Below are 22786 nucleotides of genomic sequence, written 5' to 3'. Positions count from 1 at the left end.
GTGCGGTTAGAGTCGCTTGACTCTACTTCTCTCTATGTGTCCTACTATTTTATTGTAAAGATCCTCGGGTTCGAATGGTTTCGTAATGAAATCATTCATCCCGCATTCGTAGACTTTATCTCCCACGTCGAGCATCACCGATGCAGTCAGTGCTAAGATAGGCGTTTCGAGACCACCCTTTCGCAGCTCTCTAGACGCAGTATATCCATCCATTACTGGCATCTGGAGATCCATCAGTATCAAATCATATTTGACCGTCGCAGTCTTTTCTAATGACTCACGACCATTCTCTGCAACATCTACATCGATATCCCATCTCGACAGAAACTTCTTCGCCACCATCACATTCACTGGATTATCCTCCACCAAGAGAATTTTCTTACCCTTGAGTTGATTCTTCTCTTCACTAATCTTCTCGGTCACTTTCTCTTGAATTTCACTGATTTGAAATGTCTGGGTAAAATAAAATCTCGACCCCTGCCCTTCAGTACTAAACACATTGATTTTGATATTTTGCAGATCCAAAATACGCTTGGTTATAGACAATCCTAGTCCCGTCCCGCCGTACTGTCTCGTCGTAGAGGTAGATGCCTGAGAAAAACTATCAAATATCTCTACCTGCTTATCTTTTGGAATTCCTATCCCCGAATCTTCTACGGTAAATTTGATAGACACCCGTTTCTTTGTCAACATGATTTTGGTTAAACTAAGGGTTACTCCTCCTTCGTTCGTGAACTTGATGGCATTTCCGATGAGGTTGGTCAGAATCTGGCTCATTCTCAATCCATCACAGAGAATGTACTTAGGTATCTCATCATCTTGAATCATGTTCAGGTAGATATTCTTCTCACGTGCCTTAGGTTCTTGCGCCTTGACGATATTTTTGCACACCTCGACAATATTAGTATCTATGTATTCGAACTCAATCTTCCCAGCATCCAACTTACTATAGTCTAACACATCATTGATCAATATATGTAGGTGCTCTGCCGAAAATTTCAAAGTCTTTAGATCATCTACGTGTTCCTCCTTTGGATCGTCCCCGATCAGATAATTGGTCAACCCGATGACAGCATTGAGTGGCGTACGTATCTCATGAGAAATCATGGACAAAAAGTCGGATTGAGATTTAGCTGCTGATTCAGCCTTTTCTTTGGCCAACTCGATCTTGCGGTTATACTTATAAAACAGGATGATAGATTGGATAAAAAAGAATTGCTGAAACCCTAAAAAGTAAAACATCAGCGACATTTCCAAATACCCAAAATACTCCAATATACGCGTCCCTATCACAAAAAACAGGATAGAAGAAGAGATCAAAGACAGTTTAGCCCCTTCCCTCTGCCTGAATACTGCCAAGACATAGGTCCCAAACATATAGGCAAAGCAGAACAAGACAAACACAAAAAACGGTGTAGCCAATTCACTAAATATCCTAACGGGAAAAAACAAGGCCACTAACACACTCGCACCACAAAACACGGAGGTGAAAAACATAAATATCCGTGAGGTTTCTTTCTGATAAAGATGATAAGAATAGAAAGAAAAAGACCAAGCAGACAAAAACATGGTTATATATTCCAGTTTTAGTGTCACCAACCAAGGCACAGTTGGCATCAGAGAATGAAAAGTATAATTACCCGTCCCTATCGTTTGATAACTATAAAACAAACAAAACAGCGAGTAGAAAAAAATGGGTTTCTCGTGTCTACCGAATGAAAACAACACCATGAAGAATAACCCTACAAAAAACAAACTAGCCGCCATGATCAAATCATTCGCCTCCTCTCTTCTGTTTTGGGTCTGCATGATGACTTTCTCTCCCAACTCTATGGGTTCAAAAGCTCCTCCCCGTGAGTGATCGAAATTCGAAATCTGCAGGACTATGTCCAGCGTATCATTGGTGATTTTTAAATCTCTGGTGATTAACTCCCAGTGCGGATTAGATGTCGTCTCACTCTTACCTACCTGACCATTCGCTGCGATGAATTCGCCGTTGATAAATAAAATATATGCACTGTAAAAGTGAGGAATCGATATGGCTAACTCTGGTGTGACTGAATTAAGAATCACACGAACTCTTTGGGTAGCAAATCCTGATGGCTCGATGATTCGTCCTGCGACGGTATCTCTTTTCCATAGCTTCGGAAAAAGTCGATAAACAGGATCTATCTGAGATGAATCAAAAGCACTCGGGAAGATCAGTTTATTCCAATAAAACTCCCACTCACCTTTCAGCTTCAAGGGCGCATTGTTTTGGAATTCCCAATCACGGAGATCAAGTATGCCTTGCTTTACTTCTGGCTGATCTTTTGCGACAGCAAGAGATGCCGTACAGAGGCAAAAAATAAAGAGGGTAAAAATTAGGTGGTTAACTCTCAATCTGACTTCTAACGTTAGTGTTATGGGATAAAACTAATGAAATCAGGCGATAATAAAATAAATAGAGGAGTGAAAGAACTCCACTCCTCTATCAAAATGATTATTTCAACTTAGCAGCAGCTTCTTTGACACGGCTAATCGCAGTTCTTAAATCCTCTTCTGACGCAGCATAAGACAGTCTCAAACAGTCTGGATCACCAAAAGCCTCTCCAGTTACGAGCGACACATGTGCTACTTCCAGCATATATAGACAGAAATCAGACGCATTGTTGATCGTCACATTACCATCAGACTTACCAAAGTAATCACTCACATCTGGAAAGAAGTAAAATGCTCCTTGTGGCATATTGACCTTGAACCCTGGGATATCACTCAATAGACCATGAACCAACTCTCTACGTCTACCATACTCCTCTGTCATCGCCTTGGTAGGCGCGAGATCAGTCGTCAGTGCAGTATAGGTAGCGCGCTGTGCAATAGAACTATTGGCTGATGTCAATTGTCCTTGAATCTTGTTACATGCCTTGGCCAACCAAGTCGGCGCTCCGATATATCCTACTCTCCATCCAGTCATCGCAAAGCCCTTTGCGACACCATTGACAGTTACCGTTTTGTCTTGCATCCCGTCGATCGCTCCGATACTCGCATGTCCTCCAGAGAAGTTGATGTGCTCGTAGATCTCATCTGAAATCACGATGATATCATGAGGTTTCAATACCTCAGCGATCGCTTCCAATTCTTCTTTGGTAAACACCGAACCTGTCGGGTTACAAGGAGAGGAGAAAATCATTGCTTTGGTTTTGTCTGTAATCGCTGCTTTGACTTGCTCAGCAGTAGCTTTAAAATCGTTTTCAATACCCCCTTTGACCAGCACTGGCGTACCTTCTGCTAATTCGATAAGCGCCGTATAACTCACCCAAAACGGAGACAATACGATCACTTCATCACCTGGATTCAGTATAGACAAAAATACATTGGCGATAGACTGCTTCGCTCCGTTAGACACGACGATTTGGTCTGGAGAATAAGTCAATCCATTTTCTTTCTTGAATTTGTCAGAGATGGCCTCTCTCAGGTCAGCATAACCATTGACGGGTGGGTAGGCAAAGTATTTTTCTGAATCGATCGCTTCTTTAGCACCTTCTTGGATATGTTTAGGTGTTTTGAAATCTGGCTCACCCAGACTCAGGCTAATCACATCGATACCTTTGGCTTTGAATTCTCTAGCTTTGGCTGCCATCGCTAAAGTGGCAGACTCTGCCATATTCTTAATTCTGTTTGAAACTTGTTCCATGTCTTGTCTTCGATCTATAATTTGGTGTGCAAAACTAGACAAGCTTTGCACAAGGTAGAAGTGATTGAGTTTTAAAATTTTAACAGTCTGGTTAAAGTTTGTTCAAATACACTTAACAAGAAATCAATTAGTAGACTGGAGTAGTTCTCAGATCAAAAACCACCGTTCGAATAAGCCGTCCGTGTCACGATACTTCGTCCCAGTGTCACCTCATCGGCATACTCTAACTCTCCACCTATTGGGATTCCTCTGGCAATTGTAGAGATAGTCACACCAAGGTTTTCTAATTTTCTGGAAATGTAAAAAGAAGTAGTATCACCCTCCATCGTAGCACTGAGTGCCAATATAACCTCCTTTACCTCTCCTTCAGAAGCTTGGATACGGGTGGTTAACGAATCAATATGCAAATCCTCTGGTCCTATCCCTTCGATGGGTGATATCACTCCCCCCAATACATGAAAAGTCCCTTTGTACTGCCCTGTGCTACGTATCGCTAGCATATCAGGCGTATCTACGACAACACAGATCACAGAGGGATCGGTGTTGATCGTGCGGCAGGTGCAGTCAGTCGTATGGGAGATCACATGGCAAGTGCCACAGTATTGGGTCTCTTTGCGTAGTCTCAGCAGAGACTCTGATAAATTCTCGGTGGCAGATTCCTTCTCCTTGAGCAAATGCAATGCTAGACGCAGTGCGGTCTTCTTACCAATACCTGGGAGCTTAGAGATCTCTCTAACCGCCTCCTCTATAAGTTCGCTCGGAAATTCCATCTCCGCAAGTTATACAATCGACGCATTGATGCCTTCATCTAGAATAGCTTCCTTCATTGGTTTCAGCGCTTTGTAGGTCCCTTTTTTCACTTCACACTTCCCGTTAAAATGAATAATATAGGTACACTGTTCGGCTTGTATTCTTTCATGCTTACAGACTTTGATCAGAATATCAATCACGTGATCAAAAGAATTGACGTCATCATTGAACACAACTAAGCCCTTTGCTTCGTCTTCTTTTTCTTCGATTAATACGATCTCTTCTTCTTCAAACTGCCAAGACATAACTTTTTGATTAATTTTTACGATCACAAAATTAGAATAAAGACAATAAACTCTAAATTTATTCGCGAGTATTAGCTGCAAAGTAAGGCAATTGACAATGGCATAATACTTGGATACCTGATAAAGAAAGTGCTCGTATGCAAAAAATTTTAATACTCTTCTTAAGTATCACCGTGATGGGGTTCTATCAGACAGCACATGGGCAGAGTAAAAAAAAGAAAAAGAAACTACGTGAAATCAACCTCGTCATCTCTACAGCAGAAAGTTATACAGGCACCCCTTACCGATATGGCGGCACCTCTCAAAGCGGCATAGACTGTAGTAGTTTGATTCAAAACTCCTTCTCACAAGCAGGATACACAATACCTAGAACTTCCAAGGATCAATCCAAATATGGAAAAAAAGTAAATTGGAACAGACTCAAACCAGGAGATGTTGTCTTCTTTAAGTTCAAAGAAAAAAGAAACAAATGGTATCATAGTGGACTCATTACCTCGGTAGACCAGGATCACATCTACTTCATCCACGCCTCTAGTTCACGAGGAGTGATTCAGTCCGACCTCACGAGCAACTACTACAAGTCTAATGTCAAAACGTTTAGACGCGTCATCAAATAGTTTCAACTTTATTCGATTTGTTTGAGGTTAAATTTTCCTTCAGTTGTAAGTTTATGTAGAAACAAAACCTGTCATTAACATGAAACCACTACCTACCTGTATTGCTACTGTTTTGTTACTATCTCTCTGTCATTTCTCTTGGGCACAGGATACTTCAGAGATAGATATGGATGAGTATTTTTCAGAACTCAATTTAACCACCGATCAAAAAACCACCTTCGACGAAATCACCGCCGAATACTACAGTGGTCTACAAGAGGTGCAAACCAACGAAACCTCTAAAGTCAAAATGTACAAAGGCTACAAAGCACATAAAAAGACCCGAGATAGTAAAATGAAGAAACTCTTATCTCCTGACCAGTTCGACTTGTACGCTACAAAACAAAAGGCACTAGAAAAACAGGCAAGAGAGGAAAATAAATAACAAAGAGTACAGCAATCACAACATAGCGAGTGAATATCAACCTGCTCGCATTTTTTCATCTATCATCCTGATCATTTCTTCCAGCTGAGTCCGCTGAAACCACACAAAAGACTCGTCCCTTTTGAACCACGTCATCTGTCGTTTTGCATAGCGTCGAGAGTTTCGCTTAAGGAGTCGAACAGCCTCCTCATAATCATAGTCTCCACCCAAATAGCCAAAAATCTCCCTGTACCCTACTGTCTGCAGTGCATTTAATCCCTTCTGAGGATACAATGCTTTAGCTTCATCAAAAAGACCCGCAGCAATCATTTGATCCATCCGTTGGTCTATCCGTTCGTATAGTACAGTTCTGTCCTCCTCAATACCTATTTTAATCACCTCATAAGGGCGACTGGTCTGCGTCTGGGCACTTCGGTAGTGCGTGAATGGCATCCCAGTATGACGCGTAACCTCCAATGCCCTAATGACACGTTGATGGTTTTTTCGATCTACCTGATCGTAGTAGACGCGATCGGAACTTTGAAGCTCTTCGAGCAAAGGCACCAAACCGTTTTGCTCAAACTCTCGTCTCAGCTGTACCCTAACATCCTCTGGGATAGTCGGCATATCATCGAGCCCTTCACACAAGGCTTTGATGTACAGTCCTGATCCCCCGACGACAAACACAACCTCATGCTTTTGGAAGAGCTCTAGCAATAGGGCGTTTGCTTCTTCAGCAAAATGTCCCGCATCATAATCCTCCGTAATACTATGTGAATCCACGAAGTGATGCGGCACGGCAGCTAGCTCCATTGCGTCAGGCTTAGCAGTACCGATCTCCATCTCTTTATAAAACTGCCTCGAATCTGCCGAAATAATCTCCGTATGATAATGCAATGCTAGATCAATAGAAGTGGCCGTTTTGCCTACAGCTGTAGGTCCAGCGACCACCACTAGTAGAGGTTTTTTCATCCTTCAAAGATAGGTAGCTACCTATGTATAATCTCAAATAAATTTAGTTATTCAAAACAAAAAAGATATATTAGCAAAGCAGCACTTGGGCTTCCCGTCTATTTTTCGAATTGATAGGTTGTCTATAGCCGACAATAAGAAATCTGTAACATACCTACCTAGAATGCAACCAATTACTCAATCAAACAGTAGGACTAGCACCTCTAATACGGATAGAGAGAAATCGTCTCCCATGAACAAGATCATCTATAGACCTACACGAACAACCCCACTCATATTTTTTGACCCAGCTAGAGGACTGCTCGAACTCAGAGGAAAATCTAGCCCCGAAAATGCCATCGGTTTTTACACCGAACTCATCAACGGTATCATGGAATTTGCTGATGGAGGAACCAAAAATCTAGTCGCCAACTTCAAGTTGGAGTACTTCAACACCAGCTCCTCGAAATGCATCTTTGACATCTTGAAAAAAATTCTTCTGGTAGAGCAAAACGGAAACAAAGTATCTATCAACTGGTACTACGAAACCTACGATGAAGACATGCAAGAGGCGGGAGAAGATTATGCTGACCTACTCGGAGCTACATTCAACTATATAGAAATAGAACTTTAGTTAGGCTTAGCTAAGTCTAACTAAAGTGAATTTATATTGATCGAGTCGTATCGAACTGCTCTAGATAGTCTGCTACTCGACGAACGAACATCCCTCCTAGTGCCCCGTCTACCACTCGGTGGTCATAGGAGTGTGACAAGAACATCTTGTGACGAATGCCGATGAAGTCTCCCTCAGCTGTTTCTATCACACTAGCTTTCTTCACGATCGTGCCCAAAGCCAATATCCCAACCTGTGGCTGTACGAGTATAGGTGTTCCCATCACATTGCCAAAAGACCCGACGTTAGACATAGTATAGGTGCCGTCACTGAGATCATCAGCGGTAAGCTTGTTGTCTCTACCCCGTCTCGCCAGATCATTCACAGCAAAGGACAGCTCCTTGATAGATTTTCGGTCTGCATTTTTGATAACTGGGACGATGAGATTGCCCGATGGTAGTGCCACTGCCATACCAATGTTGATATTCCCTTTCTTGACGATGGTATCTCCTTCGACCTGTACATTGATCATAGGGTAGTCCCTGATCGCACTGGCGATGGCTTCTATAAAGATCGGTGTAAAGGTCAACGCCTGACCATACTCATTCATAAAAGCCTTCTTGTGCTGATTTCTCCAGTTGACCACTGACGTCAAATCTGCCTCTACAAATGACGTGACATGCGGCGCAGTCTGAACCGATGAGAGCATACGATCAGCGATCATTTTCCTCATTCTGTCCATCTGAATGATCTCATCCTCTCCTGTAAATATGGCTGGAGTAGGTTGATTTCCAAATTTCGGTTTCGGCTTACTACTTGACTTGGATTTGATCCCTGGCTCAGAGCCAAAAGTCTTCGGATTCTTGTCTCTCAGTAGCGCCATGACATCCCGCTTGGTGACACGACCTTCCTTGCCTGTCCCTTGTAGGTTGTCCAGTTCTTGGATACTGATCCCCTCTTCGCGTGCAATAGTCATCACGAGTGGTGAATAAAACTTACCTACCTCAGATTTTTGTGTTTGGGTCTTAGGTGCTGCTGGTTTGACTGCAGCAGCAGAATGTTTTTCTACTGCATCGACGAGTAAGGTTTCGGCAGCCGCTGCAGCAGCGATTTCCTCCTCCAAAGCGTCTTCTTTGGCAGCTACTTGACTATCATCCACTTCGATGACAGCAATGGCTTTCCCTACTTCCACGACATCTCCTTCGTTGGCCAAAATCTCGAGCAATACACCCGAGTAAGTAGAAGGCACTTCTGTGTCTACCTTGTCAGTAGCTACCTCCAAAACAGACTCATCCTGTTCTATATTTTCTCCTACTTTCTTCAACCACGAAAGGATCGTTCCTTCCATGATACTTTCACCCATTTTGGGCATTACCATTTCTACATGAGCCATAACCGTGTCAATTTCATTTTTTGGGAATATGCCGCAATATAGGCTATATCAGCCTAAAAATCACGCTTCGATTAACGTTTGACGGATGAAGTCTAGGGCTTTGACACCACTGTATTCTATATTGAGAATGCGCGTACCGGGTGATTGAATTTTTCGCGTTTTGACTATCCCACCAAAGGATATTGCCATCCATACCATACCTACAGGTTTTTCTTCCGTACCTCCATCCGGACCTGCGATCCCTGTCAAAGATATTCCTAGGTCTACATTTAGTTTTTTCCGTATTCCTTCCGCCATTTCTTTGGCAGTTTCTTCACTCACTGCACCGTGCTTTTCTATGGTTTTGGGAGAGACGTTGAGCTCTTGAATCTTCACTTCATTTTGATAAGCTATCACAGAGCCCGTGTAGTAATCCGAACTCCCTGACACAGAGGTGATCTTGTGCGCCAAATACCCGCCGGTGCAACTCTCTGCGGTGGCGATAGTCAGGCTTTTCGCTCTGAGCAGTTCACCAACTGCCTCTTCGATTTCCAAGTCTCCAAAACCATACACGTAGGATTGTATCGTGGGCAATAGCGCTGCGACTTGCTCCTCCATCTCAGCCTCTAGCACCTCGCGCTCCTCTCCTACACCTGTGAGTCGCAACCGCACCTGCGCCTTGCCGGGCAAATAAGCCAAGGCCAAGTGTGTAGGCAATGCATTTTCCCAACGGGCAATCTCCTCAGAGAGCCACGACTCTCCGATCCCTATGGTACGAATCACTTTGTGAATAATGACAGGAAGCTGAAAACGCTTTTTGATCTTAGGCAAGATGGTCTTGGTCATCATCGCCTTCATCTCAAAGGGTACACCAGGCATAGACACCACCACTTTCTTGTCCCTATCAAACCACATCCCAGGAGCTGTCCCCCGCTCATTGGTGATCTTCGTCGAGCCTTTGGGCAAAAAGGCCTGTTGGCGATTGATCTCGGTGAGTTCTTTTCCAAATCGCTTGAAAATATCCTCCACGTCCTCCAATGCACTTTGATTCAGCTCCAGCGGCATCTCAAACATAGCTGCTAGGCTGTGCTTGGTCAAATCATCCTTGGTCGGCCCCAACCCCCCAGTGACAAACACCAAATCGGATTGCGCGAGCGACTCATTCACTGCTGTTTTGATCACCTCCGACTGGTCAGAGATCGAGTATTTTCGTCTGACTTTGACGCCTATGTCGTCCAACTGCTGACTGATCCACTGCGAATTGGTATCCAATATCTGACCATACAGGATCTCATCCCCGATGGTAATAATCTCTGCATAAATTTCTCTCATTCCTAAATCCTAGTTAGAGGTACAAATTTTATTCGTCCCTCATGCTTATACCCGAGCAACAAAAATAGGTTGGAAAATAATACCAATAAACTGGAAAGCATCTTTTCCCAAGTTCGGCCTTTTGTCTCCTCAGTAGTCCGAGGCTCTGGCAGTGACTGGAAATACAGCTTTGGAAAGTTAGACTGACCACTCTCCGTCATACCCCGACGTAAGATCGGGGTATGACTCGCGTCTGGCAGACAGGTAAAATTATCCGCTTTCCACAGGGGGCCTGATAGCGCCTACGTCGCTTCAGTTGTAACCTTCCCATTTTTGTATGAAGCTTACATTTTGATGAAGTATAATGTTTCGTCTATTAAATAGCCAACTCTGCGAAATGGGCTATTACCTTTTTTATTTCTCAATTAGGCCAATTCTGCGAATTGGCGGGGCTGCCATAATGCAGAAAACTTCCCTCTAGCATTGTCCAAGCATGATTTTATCACAGCTTGTTAGCAACATTTTTTTAAAAGTGATAATATTCCGAAAAATTGAAGTCTTTCGGTAACATCTTATCACAGACTTCTTTGATTTTTTTGTTCGTGTACTTCACTTGGTTTCTACTATTAATTTGTGAGTTACCGTTTATTCCCTCAATTAGTTTAATCAATTGATCTGAAGAGAACTCCTTTAAGTAAGGATCAATTCTGTTGTAATAATTTCTATCGGCACTATCAAAAGATCCACTTTTAATAAATGTAATAATGCAGATGTCAAGAAGTTCGTTTCTCATGTCGTAATCATTTAAGAGTGATTTCAACAATTCAAAGTATTCTTGTTCAACGTAAAAGCGCTCTCCTTTTTCGATTGAAGGTATTAAATGATCAATAAAATTCTGAAAAGAATCATATGCAAACCAGCTTATGAAAAGCAGGTTTATAGAACTTTTTATTTCATAGTTGATTTGATCCTGATTAATAACGCTGAGGGCTTTGTAAATAGAAGGATGGTAGAAACAAAACCGAATGGCTAATTTTAAACATTCACCATCAATAATTCCGTTGAAATATGTTTCTTCATCTTTTAAAAGTTTAATTATTTCGGTTTCGTTGATTTCGAAAAGGATATTTAAACATTTGTAATTAACAGCTCTGTTTTCATTACATTCTTCGTTATCTAGTTTAAAAACAAGCTTCCACATTTTTTTAAATATGTCACTAATTGTTTCTTGACGAAGGTTTTTGAGATACTTAGCATTTAAAAAACGAGCTAGTTCTGTATCATTTAAAAATCGATTTTTATTAGTTGCGAGATCAATAGTCAACTCATTGAATATTTTAGTTGACATAATTGAAGGTTTAGTTAAAATGCCTTCAAGCATATTCTTGATGTGAGCTTTAACAGTCTCTTTGTTGGGTTTGTATAATAATGAAGTTTGATTCAGTACAGGGTGTGCTGACAAATGTCGATGCTTTTGTACTTGGTTAATGTTTTCAACATCAGACACTTCCAATAACTTGGTCCTTTCAGAAATTAACTCAACAATTTTGTTTTCCCACTCAGAAGATTTTGGGTTAGCCTTTTGTAGCTTCTCTATCTCAATTAGTATTTTCTTGGCCGATTCATCATTATAAACATCTCGTAGTTCTTCCAATTTGTATATCAAATCACAAATTACAACTGAGTATAGCATGACTATGGAAGACCGATAGCTATTAGCATAATATGACTGAATCACTTCATGAAAATACTCTTTCGTTTTTGAGTTATATATACTGTCAATTAAATAGTCAATGGAGTGTTCCTTCATTATTAATTTTCATTGTGGCTAACAACCGAATATAGTTCACCCTGCACTTTATATCTACTATATTTTTATTTAATCTATAGATTTCCTACCTACAATATACCCAGGAATGCAGGCTATAAACCATAAAAAACACAGCTACTCCTCACTCTAATAATAATACGTGCTCTCATTTTTATATTCTTGTGACGATTTGTACCTTGTAGACCCGAGAGAAGCAATGATTTGTTTCGCTCACGACTACTAGAATTACGCGTATGAAATCTATTTATCTCATGTTGGCCCTAGGATTCGTTTTGGCCTGCTCCCCTTCCAAAAAAAACGGAGAAAAAACACCCGAAGATCTGAGCGAAGAGCTGTTCGAGGGCAGCTACTTGGTCGGCGATGACTACCATGCCATTGTCTATACGATGCACCGGACGTTTGAAGTCGAAATGCAAATCTTTGCAGAGCCGGTTATGTTTTACTTTGACGAGGTGGATAGCCTGGGCAACTACCTCTATCTGTCGGACAACCAGTCCATGTCTTTTTTGATGGAGCCTAATCACAAAAAAGGAATCTTCAACGAAATCAACGAGCCTTCTTTGAAAGTCGTCAAAGAGTAATTCACGCGGATTTATGTTAAATATGACTTTCACCCTATCCTGACTGACTGGATATGTCTATTTTTGGGTTTAATTCTAAAAAAACATTGAATATGCTTCGCAGACTTCTACTGGCTACAGTCATCACTACATTGGGTACTGGCTCTTTATTCGCAACTACAGGACAAAAAAACCAAAACGGGGATGATAAACCGAAAATCGAAAAACTACTCGTCATCGTACTGGTGCAAACAATCGAAAACCGTAGAGTACTCGAAGAAGAACTTGCATTTGAATTCTCTGACTATGGTGTCAGTACGGTTTTAAGTCACAATACACGACTGGGTGGATCAGAACACCTCACTGCCAAAGAAGTCGCAGCAGTCAGCAAACGCAACGGAGCTGATGGCGTACTACTCGTCAAACTGGTAGATATCGAGAAACAAAATGCCTACTCCTACAACCAACAATCACAATATACGGGAGCGGGTACCCCGAGCTATAACAGCTCTGGAGTCGTCATCAACAATACAGGAGTCTATGCCTGGGGAGACTATGCCTATGGCAACTACTTCGATACGGTCAGTTCCAACATCATGGAGGTTCAGTCGGATTTGTTCTTGGCAACCAGTACTGATCCGCTTTTCTCTAGCGATACCAAAATGAGAGTCGGTGAAGTAGAAAAAGCGATCGGAAAATTCTCCAAAAAACTCACCAAGCAAGTGATCAAGTCAAAGTATGTGAAGACCACTAAATAATCATTCGGCATGCGTGACTAGTGCCTTTACCTCCAACACAGGTACTAGTATTTAGATTTTAGTATCTAGATAAAAATTGAACTCGTTTCTGTATCTAAAATCTAATGGGGTGTATACCGATTAGGGTAATCCATATTTGAAGAAGGGATTAACGTTTAGTGATAGCAAAGTCATTTTGCTTCCTTTTTTGGCAATGAAAAAAGAGAGTTTACCTGCCGGAGGCATGGTTTATCTGCCATAGGCATGGCCAGTCCGGCTTGAGGACAAAGCATCCAAAACATCCACAGATTTAGTTTTTAGCAAACAGGTTTCGAACAATGAATCTTGACCCGTCTACCGACAGGTGGATACCGAAATAATCTTCGCTCACTAGTCAGAAACACAGATTCATCTTTATTTTTTCACTCTCGCGATTACACGCTCACAGCCAACCGAACCGCCTGATCTATGGCACGTTTGGCATCTAGTTCGGCAGCTACATCAGCTCCGCCGATCTTACTGACTTTGACGCCCTTCTCTTCTAGCTCCACTGCCAAACGATCCTCCGACAACTGCCCAGCACAGAGAATCACATGATCTACGGCCAGCACGTGCTGCTTGCCATCTCGGGTATAGTGCAGTCCCTCGTCATCGATCCGATCATAAGCGACAGCCGTGATCATCTTGACCTTCTTGCCTTTGAGCGCCAGACGATGAATCCATCCCGTCGTCTTGCCCAGATTGGCGCCCATCTTGCCTTTGCTCCGCTGAAACATCGTCACCTGACGCGCAGCAACATGCGGCTGTGCTTTGACTCCCTCTACGCCTCCACGCACTTCGTTGAGAGGGTCTACCCCCCACTCTTTCAGGAACTCCGCGGTGCTCAAACTAGCACTTTCGTCCCCTGCTGTCAGATACTCCGCTACATCAAAACCTATCCCACCTGCTCCGATGATCGCTACACGTTCGCCTACTGGTTTTTCGTCTCGCAGCACATCGAGGTAGGACATCACCTTGGCATGATCCACGCCCGTAATCCCAGGCCTACGTGGCGAGATCCCTGTCGCGACAATCACCTCGTCGTACGCCTCTGCAATCAGCTGATCTGCATCTACCCTAGTGTTCAGTTTGACCGTGACACCTGTCAGCTCTAGCCTTTTGCCAAAGTAGCGCAGTGTCTCATAGAACTCCTCCTTGCCTGGTATCTTCTTGGCGATATTGAACTGTCCCCCGATCTGATTCGCAGCATCGTAGAGCGTCACCATGTGTCCACGTTCGGCCGCCGTACTGGCAAATGCCATACCCGCTGGCCCTGCCCCCACTACTGCGATGCGTTTGGCAGTCGTGACAGGAGACGCTACGATCTCGGTCTCATGACAGGCTCTGGGATTGACCAAACAACTGGCGATTTTTCGTTTGAACACATGATCCAGACAGGCCTGGTTGCAGGCTATACAGGTATTAATCTCATCTTCACGAGAGGTCTCGCTTTTGCGCATCAGTTCGGGATCAGCCAAAAAAGGTCTCGCCATAGACACCATGTCCGCATCTCCATCCGACAAAATCCGTTCTGCCACCTGCGGCATATTGATTCGATTGGTCGTGATCAGTGGGATGCTCACTTCCTCTTTAAGTTTTCGCGTCACCCAGCTGAAAGCCCCTCGTGGCACCATCGTAGCGATCGTCGGGATACGCGACTCGTGCCAGCCGATCCCTGTATTGATGATCGTCGCACCGGCTTTTTCTATTTCTTTGGCTAGCTGCACGACCTCTTCCCACGAACTACCTCCTGGCACTAGGTCTAACATGGACAGCCTATATATGATGATAAACTCAGGACCTACTGCTGCTCGCACAGCCTTGACGATCTCTATGGGGAACTTGATGCGATTTTCATACGCACCACCCCATTGGTCTGTTCTACGATTGGTTTTAGCGGCGATGAATTGATTGATCAGATAGCCCTCAGACCCCATGACCTCCACACCATCATAGCCGGCTTCTTTGGCCCAGTAGGCGCTATTCGCAAAATCTTTGATGGTACTTTTCACCCCTCGGTTGCTGAGTGCAAAAGGCTTGAAAGGCGAGATCGGTGACTTGATAGCCGAGGGAGCGACATTTAACGGGTGGTAGCCATAGCGTCCCGAATGCAGGATCTGCATGGCGATCTTACCTCCCTCCGCATGCACAGCATCCGTGATGACTCGGTGCTGCTTGGCATGTTTTCGCTTGGTCATCCTAGCAGAAAACGGCCCTACCCAGCCCTGTCGACTCGGTGCTACTCCCCCCGTCACGATGAGGCCTACGCCTCCTCTGGCGCGCTCCGCATAGAATGCGGCCATTCTCTCAAATCCGTTTTTGGTCTCTTCTAATCCTGTATGCATGGATCCCATCAAAGATCGGTTTTTCAGTGTCGTAAAACCTAAATCCAATGGCGCAAACAAGTGTGGGTATGGGTGCTCACTCATGGTCTTTCATCTAATGTTGTTCCCCTAAGTTTACTGGATTTTTCGCTCGTAGACAACAGTGTGTCTCGGTCTATTTATTCTCACGCACCAAAGACCTGTCATATGACTTTGCTAGAAAGAATATTTTCTCTACGCCAAGGTCTGTGTGGTTTTGATCTGACTGAAATCCAACAGCTACACCAAACTAAAATTCAACGCCCCTACTTTTTAGAGGATAGGGTGTCGCTCATAAAAAAACCTACCGAAGACTATTTTTAATCTTCGGTAGGTTCTTAACTCTAACAGTCTAAACTCCTATTTTGCTTCTGCTACGAACAAGGCTTGGAATTCAGCGTAAGTCATCCCGTTCGTATTGTCATCACTAAGAGAAGTGTCACAGCCGACTTCATCTGCTTTGGCGTTGATATCTTCTACTCGGCTATCTGAGGATGGGTGTGTACTCAGGAAGGTTTCCAATCCACCAGACGACCCTTGTCCATCAGCCAATAACTTTTGGAAGAAAGTCGCTGCACCGTTGCAGGCGTAGTCTGTACTGGCAAGATACTCTACTGACCGTGCATCAGACTCTTCCTCATGATCCCGAGAAAATTTCAGAGAGACGAGACCGTTGGCATACCCCGCGGCGATTTCAGCGATTTCATTGCCGCCATCTCCCAATAGGATACTGAGCAGTGTGCTGATGCCATATTGCTTTTGGAGCGATCGACTCGAATGTCTGAGATCTGCATGGGCGATTTCATGTCCCATCACGCCTGCCAGATCGTCGATATTGTCTAGATAGTTGATCAGCCCAGTGTAGACGTAGATGTATCCTCCGGGTGTGCAAAAGGCATTGAGCACGTCTTGGTCGATGATGTGCACTTCCCATGCAAACTCGTCTTTGTACTGAACTTCACCCGAGTTGAGGATTTCGTCAGTCATCGCTTCGAGGTAAGCATAGGCTTCCTCATTACCTGATTCGGGCAGGATGGGATAGGTCGTAGGGTCTGCTGCGATCTGAGCAGCGACTTGTTGGCCTAGTTCTAGGTCATTGCTGACAGAGAAGAGTGAGAGGTTGTTGTTCTTGTCACAACTAGATAGTGTCCCGACGAATACGAGGGCAGTGAGAAGGAGACGAGTAGTAGTATGTTTCATATCTTCAGTGTTTTATACTTACAAATTTAGCAAATCTAACACTTCGCTGTAATTCGGAACATCATTGTAGTGCCATTTTCCTTTAACCGTCCCGTCCTGCAAGAGCCATAGCCCTGGATTGGACCGGGTGATGGTCTTCAGTACTGTAGCATCTGTGTAGTAGTAGGGTACGTTTATTTGATTTTTTTGAGCAAACGCTTCGTAGGTGTTCGCAGCAGAAGCGGTGAGGGCAAATATTTCTACTTTTCCGGCGAGGCTCTGCGTGAGCGTATTGATCTCGGCGAGTCCCTCTAGGTCGCTTTTGTTCACATCATAGAGAATAACAAAGAGTTTATTGCCCTGAAACACCTCTTCGGTAAAGTCCCCCTCGTCGTTCCATACCGCAAAATCAGTGATAGTCGGAGCAGCCTCTGGATTGACATGGGTCATGGAGATGAAGTTATACGACTTGTCGTTAGGGTATTCGTTGAAGGTATATTCTTCACCATCTTTCTCCACGAGGTATTCGTAGATGAAAGGCTCAGAGGGTTTCATGTTGGCGGGGATGCTGTCCCCTATCTTGTACGCTCTAAAGTCTATGAAGGGAAGATGATTGATCGCAGTGATAGAGAGTGCCAAACTCACAATGGTCGTAGCAACGATGATCCCGTGTCCCACCATCGTAGCAGATTGATCTTGGGATCCCCTTTGTCTATCGACGAAAATAATGACCGCTATCATGACCAGTAGGATAATGTCTTTGGTAAAGGACTCCCAAGGTGTCAGCTTGATCGCATCGCCAAAGCACCCACAGTCTGTCACCGTATTGGTGATCGCTGAGTAGCCTGTCAAAAAGGTAAAGAAGATAATCAAAGCAAGGATCGTGTACTGCGTCAACTTAGGCTTGTAGTTGATGATGATGGCAATGCCCAACACGACCTCTAGTACCACCAAGATTACCGCCAATGGGAGTGCTACAGGTACAAATACATGAAAGAAACTGGCAAACTCCACCGAGAATACTTCGAAGTACTCTTCTAGTTTGATAGAGGTACCCACTGGGTCGTTGACTTTGATGAGTCCTGAGAAGATGAACAATCCTCCGACCAATAATCTTAAGACTGTATTGAAGTGTTTGAGCATAGTTTGTTGTTTTTTAGTTTGCTGTTACGCTTAGTGAGCAAGTAGGTTTCTCTTTCTTGCCCATGTCATTGTTTGCTGTGGTTGTTCGCTATCTCAGTTTGATCAGGCAAAAAACCGCATAGTTGATCATGTCCTGATAGTTGGCATCTACCCCTTCCGAGATGAGTGTTTTACCATGGTTGTCCTCGATCTGTTTGGTACGTAGGATTTTCATAAGGATGATATCCGTCATCGAACTGACTCTCATGTCTCTCCACGCTTCGCCATAGTCATGGTTTTTGTTGATCAGTAGATGCATGGTGTCGTCAGCGATTTGATCGTAGAGTGGCTCGAGTTCAGCATAGGGGATTTCCATTTTGTTATCATCCTCCCACCTGAGCTGTATGATCGCCATGATACAATAGTTGATGATGGCGATGAACTCACCTTGTATATCCTCCTGCACTTTTTGCTCGCCCTTTTCCTGAATAGACCGTATCCTTTTGGCTTTGATGAATATCTGATCGGTGAGAGAGGATGTTCTCAAAATCCGCCAAGCCGTCCCATAGTCCTTGGTTTTCTTTTCGAAAATATCTTTACAACCCCTGATAACTTCTCTATATTCGCTTACTGTTTTTTCTTCCAATGATTTGCTGTTTTCAACCGTTTTGAGCGGCTAAAATTAATCAATTTGATCGCAACACCTACGCCTTATTTTATAAATGTAAAAGGTCAACTCATGGATTTGTCCATCCCTAAAATCATGGGGATCGTCAATGTAACTGCTGACTCTTTCTATGACGGAGGCAAAATCAAATCCAACCGAGACCTTCTCCAAAAAGCAGAAAACATGCTCGCTGAGGGAGTAGACATTCTAGATGTAGGCGCCTACTCCAGTCGTCCAGGCGCAGCAGAGGTGACGGTGGAGGATGAGCGCTTGCGGGCTACTGAGGCGATAGCACATATTATACGGGCCTTTCCAGAAGCGGTGGTATCTGTAGATACTTTCAGAGCAGACGTAGCGGAGGCAAGTATCCAATCAGGCGCTGCCATCATCAATGACATCTCGGCGGGGGAGCTGGATGATCGTATGTTTGAGTTGGTCGCAGCACTCCAAGCACCCTATATCATGATGCACATGCGTGGCAATCCACAGACCATGTCGCAAATGACAGACTATGGAGACCTAGTTTCGGATATTATTGATTATTTTAACGTGAAGCTCAATCTTTTGAAAAAACAGGGCGTAAAAGACATAGTCATCGACCCTGGCTTTGGCTTTGCAAAGACCAGGGAGCAGAATTTTGCGTTGCTCAGCAAGCTAGAACTGCTTTGGATGCTCGATGCACCGATACTATGTGGTGTCTCGCGCAAATCGATGATATTTAAGACACTCGGTGGCGGGCCTGATGATGCACTCAATGGGACTACAGCACTGAATATGACCAGTCTGATCAAAGGAGCATCAATCCTACGAGTGCATGATGTGAAAGAAGCCAAAGAGGCAGTGACGCTATACGAACAATTAAAGCAATAGAAACAAGTGATTTTAGGATTTCATATAGGATTTTTAGAAGTAGAGTGGGTAGATATCATTGATATATTCTTTGTGACTATACTGCTGTATCAAGTGTACAAATTGATGCGCGGTTCAGTTGCCATCAAGATTTTCTTGGGTTTCTTGTTCCTCTATTTGATCTACCTCGTCGTACAAGCTGCCAATATGGAGCTCGTGAGTCTGATATTAGGACAATTTATGGGTGTAGGGGTGATTGCTGTGATTATCCTATTCCAACAGGAGATTCGAAAGTTCCTCTTGCTGATCGGTCGTACGACGATATTCGAAGAAGGAAACCTATTTAAGAATGTCAAGCAGTTTTGGAGACACAAGTTTGACGAAAGTCATATCACATTCCTGACCCCACTGATAGACGCTATCAAGACCATGAGTGGTACGAATACCGGAGCGTTGATTGTATTTTCGAAGAGTTCGGAATTGAAATTCTTTGCCGACTCTGGAGATAGAATGGACGCAATCGTTTCCAAACGTCTCTTGTTGGCCGTATTCAACAAACACTCACCGCTACACGATGGTGCAGCCATTATCAACAACAACAAGCTCGTAGCAGCGAGATGCATCCTACCTGTCTCAGAACGCGATGACATTCCTGCTAATTTCGGGCTAAGACACCGTGCGGCTATCGGGATGTCCGAAAGCACGGATTCGCTAGTCGTGATCGTCTCCGAAGAGACTGGTCAGCTGACGACTGCTCGCAATGGGGAGTACGAGCACAACCTGTCCACCAAAGAAGTCCGCAGTAGAATCTACGACTACCTGATGTCAGAGAAAAAGAATAAAAATAAAGAAGGTAGCGATACACTCAAAAAGCCAATTAAAGAATCAGACACAATCAGTAAGCTTAGCACAAAGGCAGATGCATAATTCACAGCCTTTTTCTATAGCTTTGCCGAAAATTTGAATACCCCTTATCATGATACAAAGAGTACAATCCATCTTTCTGTTTTTTGTAGCAGCCAGCCTAGTGACCTTGGTTTTCTTACCTCTATGGAATAAAGTCGATGTTGAAAAGAGTGAAACCGTCACCGTGACAGCACTCACACTACAGCATACCAAAATGGATATCGACACAGGTGAACAGCAAGTCATCACAGAGACTCCTTTATACTACATCGCAGGCATCGCACTGCTCGCAGCAGGGATAGCACTATACTCTATTTTCAAGTTCAACAACCGACTTTTGCAGATCAAACTCGGTGCACTGAATTCGCTCGTGATGGCAGTAGCCTTAGGACTATCCGTCTATTGGATTCTCGAAGCAAATAAAATACTGCTACCACAGGTACAGGGCAATTACCTATTTGGCTTCTACATGTTCATGTCCGCGATGCTCTTCAATGTTCTCTCCAACAGATTTATCCGTAGAGACGAACAATTGGTCAAGTCTGCTGATCGTATTCGGTAAATGTCATATATGGGTATTTAGACACTAGATATTTGTCTCAACACTGATGCAAAAATCTAATCTCTACACGCAAACCTGTGGTACTTTCATTCCCTAGCCATTTATTTCCTTTGTATGTTTGGGCATGCAAAACCCCAAGCTAATAAGCCGCCTGCTCAGAAGTGGGCTTCTATTACTTTGTGTAGTCACACTCTCTCCAGTCATGGGACAGGGAATACTACCACCCGTCATGCCATGGACGGGCATGAGCGAACTACTCATCGTGGACGAAGAAGATCCTTGGATCACCTACTGCGAACAATCTGGCATGACCGAGACACCTAGCTACCAAGAGACGGTCGCATGGCTGTCCAAGTTAGTGGATACTGGATCATTGCTCCATCTTACGACCATAGGTGAGAGTGAGCAGCAGCGTGATATTGTGATGGTGATTGCGTCCTCCGAGGAGAACTTCACAGTTCAGGGATTGAAAAACAGTAATAAACCCCTACTACTTGTCCAAGCGGGAATACATGCCGGCGAGATAGATGGCAAAGATGCAGGGCTGATGCTACTCCGAGATATTGCCGTTGGTGGCAAGGAAAAACTACTAGACAAAGTCAATCTACTTTTCGTTCCGATCTTGAATACCGATGGACACGAACGGATATCTCCTTATAACCGAGTCAATCAAAGAGGTCCTAAAAATATGGGCTGGCGTACCAACGCGCAAAACCTCAACCTCAATAGAGATTATTCTAAATTAGAAACTGCTGGTGTACAAGCCATCGTCCAGGTGATCAATGAATATGAGCCTGATCTCTATCTAGATCTGCATGTAACGGATGGCGCAGATTACCAGTTTGATATCACCTATGGGTGGCCTGGGGATGCGGGGCACTCGCAGTACAGCTCGCTCTGGCTGGGCCGTGTGTTCAAGCCTGCAGTAGACAAAGCACTCACCGCTAACGGACACGTGCCAGGCCCATTGATGTTTGCGTTCAATGATCGGGATTTTAGTGAAGGCAATGCCGAATATGAATTTAGTCCGAGGTTTTCGGATGCTTATGGAGACTTGCGGCACGTACCGAGTATTTTGGTGGAAAATCACTCACTAAAACCTTATAAGCAGAGGGTATTGGGCACTTATGTACTGTTAGAGCAGACGATGAAGATCCTAGCCAAGGAAGGAAAACAACTAAGAAAAGCCAAGGAAATGGACCAAGCGAGTAGACCAGACTCAGTGGTGTTGTCCTATCGTCTCAGCGAATCATTGGCGGACTCTATGTCACTAAAAGGGATAAAATCCGAGATGAAACCTTCGTCTATCACGGATGGTGAATACATCGCATGGACAGGAACATCCTATGAAGAAGAAATAGTTGTACGCCGAATGAATGAGCCTAACAAAGTGGTGTCCATGCCCAAGGCATATTGGATACCTGCTGAGTGGGCTGTGATCATCGATAAACTCAAAGCCCATGGTGTAAAGATGGACATCATCACCAAACCAGAAGTGCAGCAAGTTCAACAATATACGATAGAAGAATTTTCGATGAATGCCATGCCCTTTGAGGGGCATGTCCGTTGTGGTGATTTTGAACTGGGCAAGACGACTCGACTCGTTACTTATGCACCTGGTTCTGCGCGCATTTCGACAGATCAACCCTTGGGCAGATTGGTGGCATTGCTACTAGAGCCTGATTCACCGGATAGTTTTCTACAGTGGGGGTATTTTCACAGTATCTTCTCTCGTACCGAATACATCGAGGAGTATGTGATCGAGCCACTGGCAGAGCAGATGTTGGCTAAGGATGCTAAACTGAAGGAGCGTTTTGAATCGAAGAAGGCTACTGATAGTGTTTTTGCTCAGTCTCCTCGTGCGATCTACGAATGGTTCTACCAGCAATCGCCTTATTATGACAAGCAATGGAAAGTCTACCCTGTCACGAGAGAGCTGAATTAAATAACCATTGCGGCGGTTTCGGAGTATA

General features: G+C 43.9%; 21 protein-coding genes. 9 read left to right on the top strand and 12 right to left on the bottom strand.

Annotated features, from left to right (window positions below; all coding sequences use genetic code 11):
* Positions 1-6: 6 nt before the first annotated feature.
* The 4 genes from BGP76_RS01865 to BGP76_RS01850 form a co-directional block, all read right to left on the bottom strand.
* Positions 7-2244 carry a response regulator gene (locus BGP76_RS01865; protein WP_139280894.1) on the bottom strand — a complete coding sequence of 746 codons (2238 nt, stop codon included), beginning with the start codon at positions 2242-2244 and terminating at the stop codon, positions 7-9.
* A 238-nt stretch (positions 2245-2482) separates the two neighbouring features.
* Entirely contained in the window at positions 2483-3676 is a 1194-nt protein-coding gene (locus BGP76_RS01860) for a pyridoxal phosphate-dependent aminotransferase (RefSeq protein WP_073119802.1), read from the bottom strand.
* A 152-nt stretch (positions 3677-3828) separates the two neighbouring features.
* Complete coding sequence (recR, locus tag BGP76_RS01855; protein ID WP_073119803.1) at positions 3829-4446, bottom strand: recombination mediator RecR; 618 nt, start codon at positions 4444-4446, stop codon at positions 3829-3831.
* Between the two features lie 9 nt (positions 4447-4455).
* Positions 4456-4731 (bottom strand): ATP-dependent Clp protease adaptor ClpS, encoded by a 276-nt coding sequence (locus BGP76_RS01850; protein ID WP_084190347.1) that lies wholly within the window; start codon positions 4729-4731, stop codon positions 4456-4458.
* Positions 4732-4868: 137 nt separating this feature from the next.
* Here BGP76_RS01850 and BGP76_RS01845 point away from each other — a divergent pair, with 137 nt between their 5' ends.
* The gene (locus BGP76_RS01845) at positions 4869-5348 is read left to right on the top strand and encodes a C40 family peptidase (RefSeq protein ID WP_119843402.1); all 480 of its coding nucleotides are present in this window, start codon (positions 4869-4871) and stop codon (positions 5346-5348) included.
* Positions 5349-5427: 79 nt separating this feature from the next.
* Positions 5428-5772, top strand: coding sequence for a hypothetical protein (locus tag BGP76_RS01840; RefSeq protein ID WP_073119807.1), 345 nt, complete (start codon positions 5428-5430; stop codon positions 5770-5772).
* A gap of 36 nt (positions 5773-5808) precedes the next feature.
* Here the strand turns inward: BGP76_RS01840 and miaA are convergent, their stop codons facing one another.
* On the bottom strand, positions 5809-6723 hold the full coding sequence (gene miaA, locus BGP76_RS01835) for a tRNA (adenosine(37)-N6)-dimethylallyltransferase MiaA (protein WP_119843401.1): 915 nt from the start codon (positions 6721-6723) through the stop codon (positions 5809-5811).
* Positions 6724-6955: 232 nt separating this feature from the next.
* Here miaA and BGP76_RS01830 point away from each other — a divergent pair, with 232 nt between their 5' ends.
* On the top strand, positions 6956-7336 hold the full coding sequence (locus tag BGP76_RS01830; protein WP_119843400.1) for a DUF1987 domain-containing protein: 381 nt from the start codon (positions 6956-6958) through the stop codon (positions 7334-7336).
* 31 nt (positions 7337-7367) lie between these two features.
* Here BGP76_RS01830 and BGP76_RS01825 read toward each other — a convergent pair whose 3' ends face one another.
* The 3 genes from BGP76_RS01825 to BGP76_RS01815 form a co-directional block, all read right to left on the bottom strand.
* Positions 7368-8708: a dihydrolipoamide acetyltransferase family protein gene (locus tag BGP76_RS01825; RefSeq protein ID WP_073119811.1), complete on the bottom strand. Its 1341-nt coding sequence runs from the start codon at positions 8706-8708 to the stop codon at positions 7368-7370.
* 60 nt (positions 8709-8768) lie between these two features.
* Entirely contained in the window at positions 8769-10019 is a 1251-nt protein-coding gene (locus tag BGP76_RS01820) for a competence/damage-inducible protein A (protein ID WP_119843399.1), read from the bottom strand.
* Positions 10020-10524: 505 nt separating this feature from the next.
* On the bottom strand, positions 10525-11808 hold the full coding sequence (locus tag BGP76_RS01815; protein WP_119843398.1) for a hypothetical protein: 1284 nt from the start codon (positions 11806-11808) through the stop codon (positions 10525-10527).
* Positions 11809-12062: 254 nt separating this feature from the next.
* Here BGP76_RS01815 and BGP76_RS01810 point away from each other — a divergent pair, with 254 nt between their 5' ends.
* Positions 12063-12410, top strand: coding sequence for a hypothetical protein (locus BGP76_RS01810; protein ID WP_119843397.1), 348 nt, complete (start codon positions 12063-12065; stop codon positions 12408-12410).
* Between the two features lie 92 nt (positions 12411-12502).
* Entirely contained in the window at positions 12503-13147 is a 645-nt protein-coding gene (locus BGP76_RS01805) for a hypothetical protein (protein ID WP_119843396.1), read from the top strand.
* A 413-nt stretch (positions 13148-13560) separates the two neighbouring features.
* Here BGP76_RS01805 and BGP76_RS01800 read toward each other — a convergent pair whose 3' ends face one another.
* The 4 genes from BGP76_RS01800 to BGP76_RS01785 form a co-directional block, all read right to left on the bottom strand.
* Positions 13561-15594, bottom strand: a complete 2034-nt coding sequence (locus BGP76_RS01800) for an NADPH-dependent 2,4-dienoyl-CoA reductase (RefSeq protein WP_119843395.1) — start codon at positions 15592-15594, stop codon at positions 13561-13563.
* A gap of 294 nt (positions 15595-15888) precedes the next feature.
* Entirely contained in the window at positions 15889-16728 is an 840-nt protein-coding gene (locus BGP76_RS01795) for a M48 family metalloprotease (RefSeq protein WP_119843394.1), read from the bottom strand.
* Positions 16729-16746: 18 nt separating this feature from the next.
* Complete coding sequence (locus BGP76_RS01790; RefSeq protein ID WP_119843393.1) at positions 16747-17850, bottom strand: BT_3928 family protein; 1104 nt, start codon at positions 17848-17850, stop codon at positions 16747-16749.
* A gap of 88 nt (positions 17851-17938) precedes the next feature.
* On the bottom strand, positions 17939-18475 hold the full coding sequence (locus tag BGP76_RS01785) for a DUF1599 domain-containing protein (RefSeq protein ID WP_119843392.1): 537 nt from the start codon (positions 18473-18475) through the stop codon (positions 17939-17941).
* Between the two features lie 45 nt (positions 18476-18520).
* On the opposite strand from BGP76_RS01785, the gene folP reads away from it, so the two are divergent.
* From folP to BGP76_RS01765, 4 genes are all read left to right on the top strand, one after another.
* A complete protein-coding gene (folP, locus tag BGP76_RS01780; protein ID WP_255416029.1) occupies positions 18521-19366 on the top strand; it encodes a dihydropteroate synthase in 846 nt (281 codons plus the stop codon).
* Positions 19367-19372: 6 nt separating this feature from the next.
* The gene (cdaA, locus tag BGP76_RS01775) at positions 19373-20272 is read left to right on the top strand and encodes a diadenylate cyclase CdaA (RefSeq protein WP_073119827.1); all 900 of its coding nucleotides are present in this window, start codon (positions 19373-19375) and stop codon (positions 20270-20272) included.
* A gap of 49 nt (positions 20273-20321) precedes the next feature.
* On the top strand, positions 20322-20813 hold the full coding sequence (locus BGP76_RS01770; RefSeq protein ID WP_119843391.1) for a DUF4293 domain-containing protein: 492 nt from the start codon (positions 20322-20324) through the stop codon (positions 20811-20813).
* Between the two features lie 124 nt (positions 20814-20937).
* Positions 20938-22758, top strand: coding sequence for a M14 family metallopeptidase (locus BGP76_RS01765; RefSeq protein WP_119843390.1), 1821 nt, complete (start codon positions 20938-20940; stop codon positions 22756-22758).
* The last annotated feature ends 28 nt before the right edge of the window (positions 22759-22786 follow it).

It is taken from the genome of Reichenbachiella sp. MSK19-1 (assembly GCF_003590315.1).
GTDB classification, from domain to species: Bacteria; Bacteroidota; Bacteroidia; order Cytophagales; family Cyclobacteriaceae; genus Reichenbachiella; species Reichenbachiella agariperforans.
This window is presented reverse-complemented; position numbering and strand designations above follow the sequence as displayed.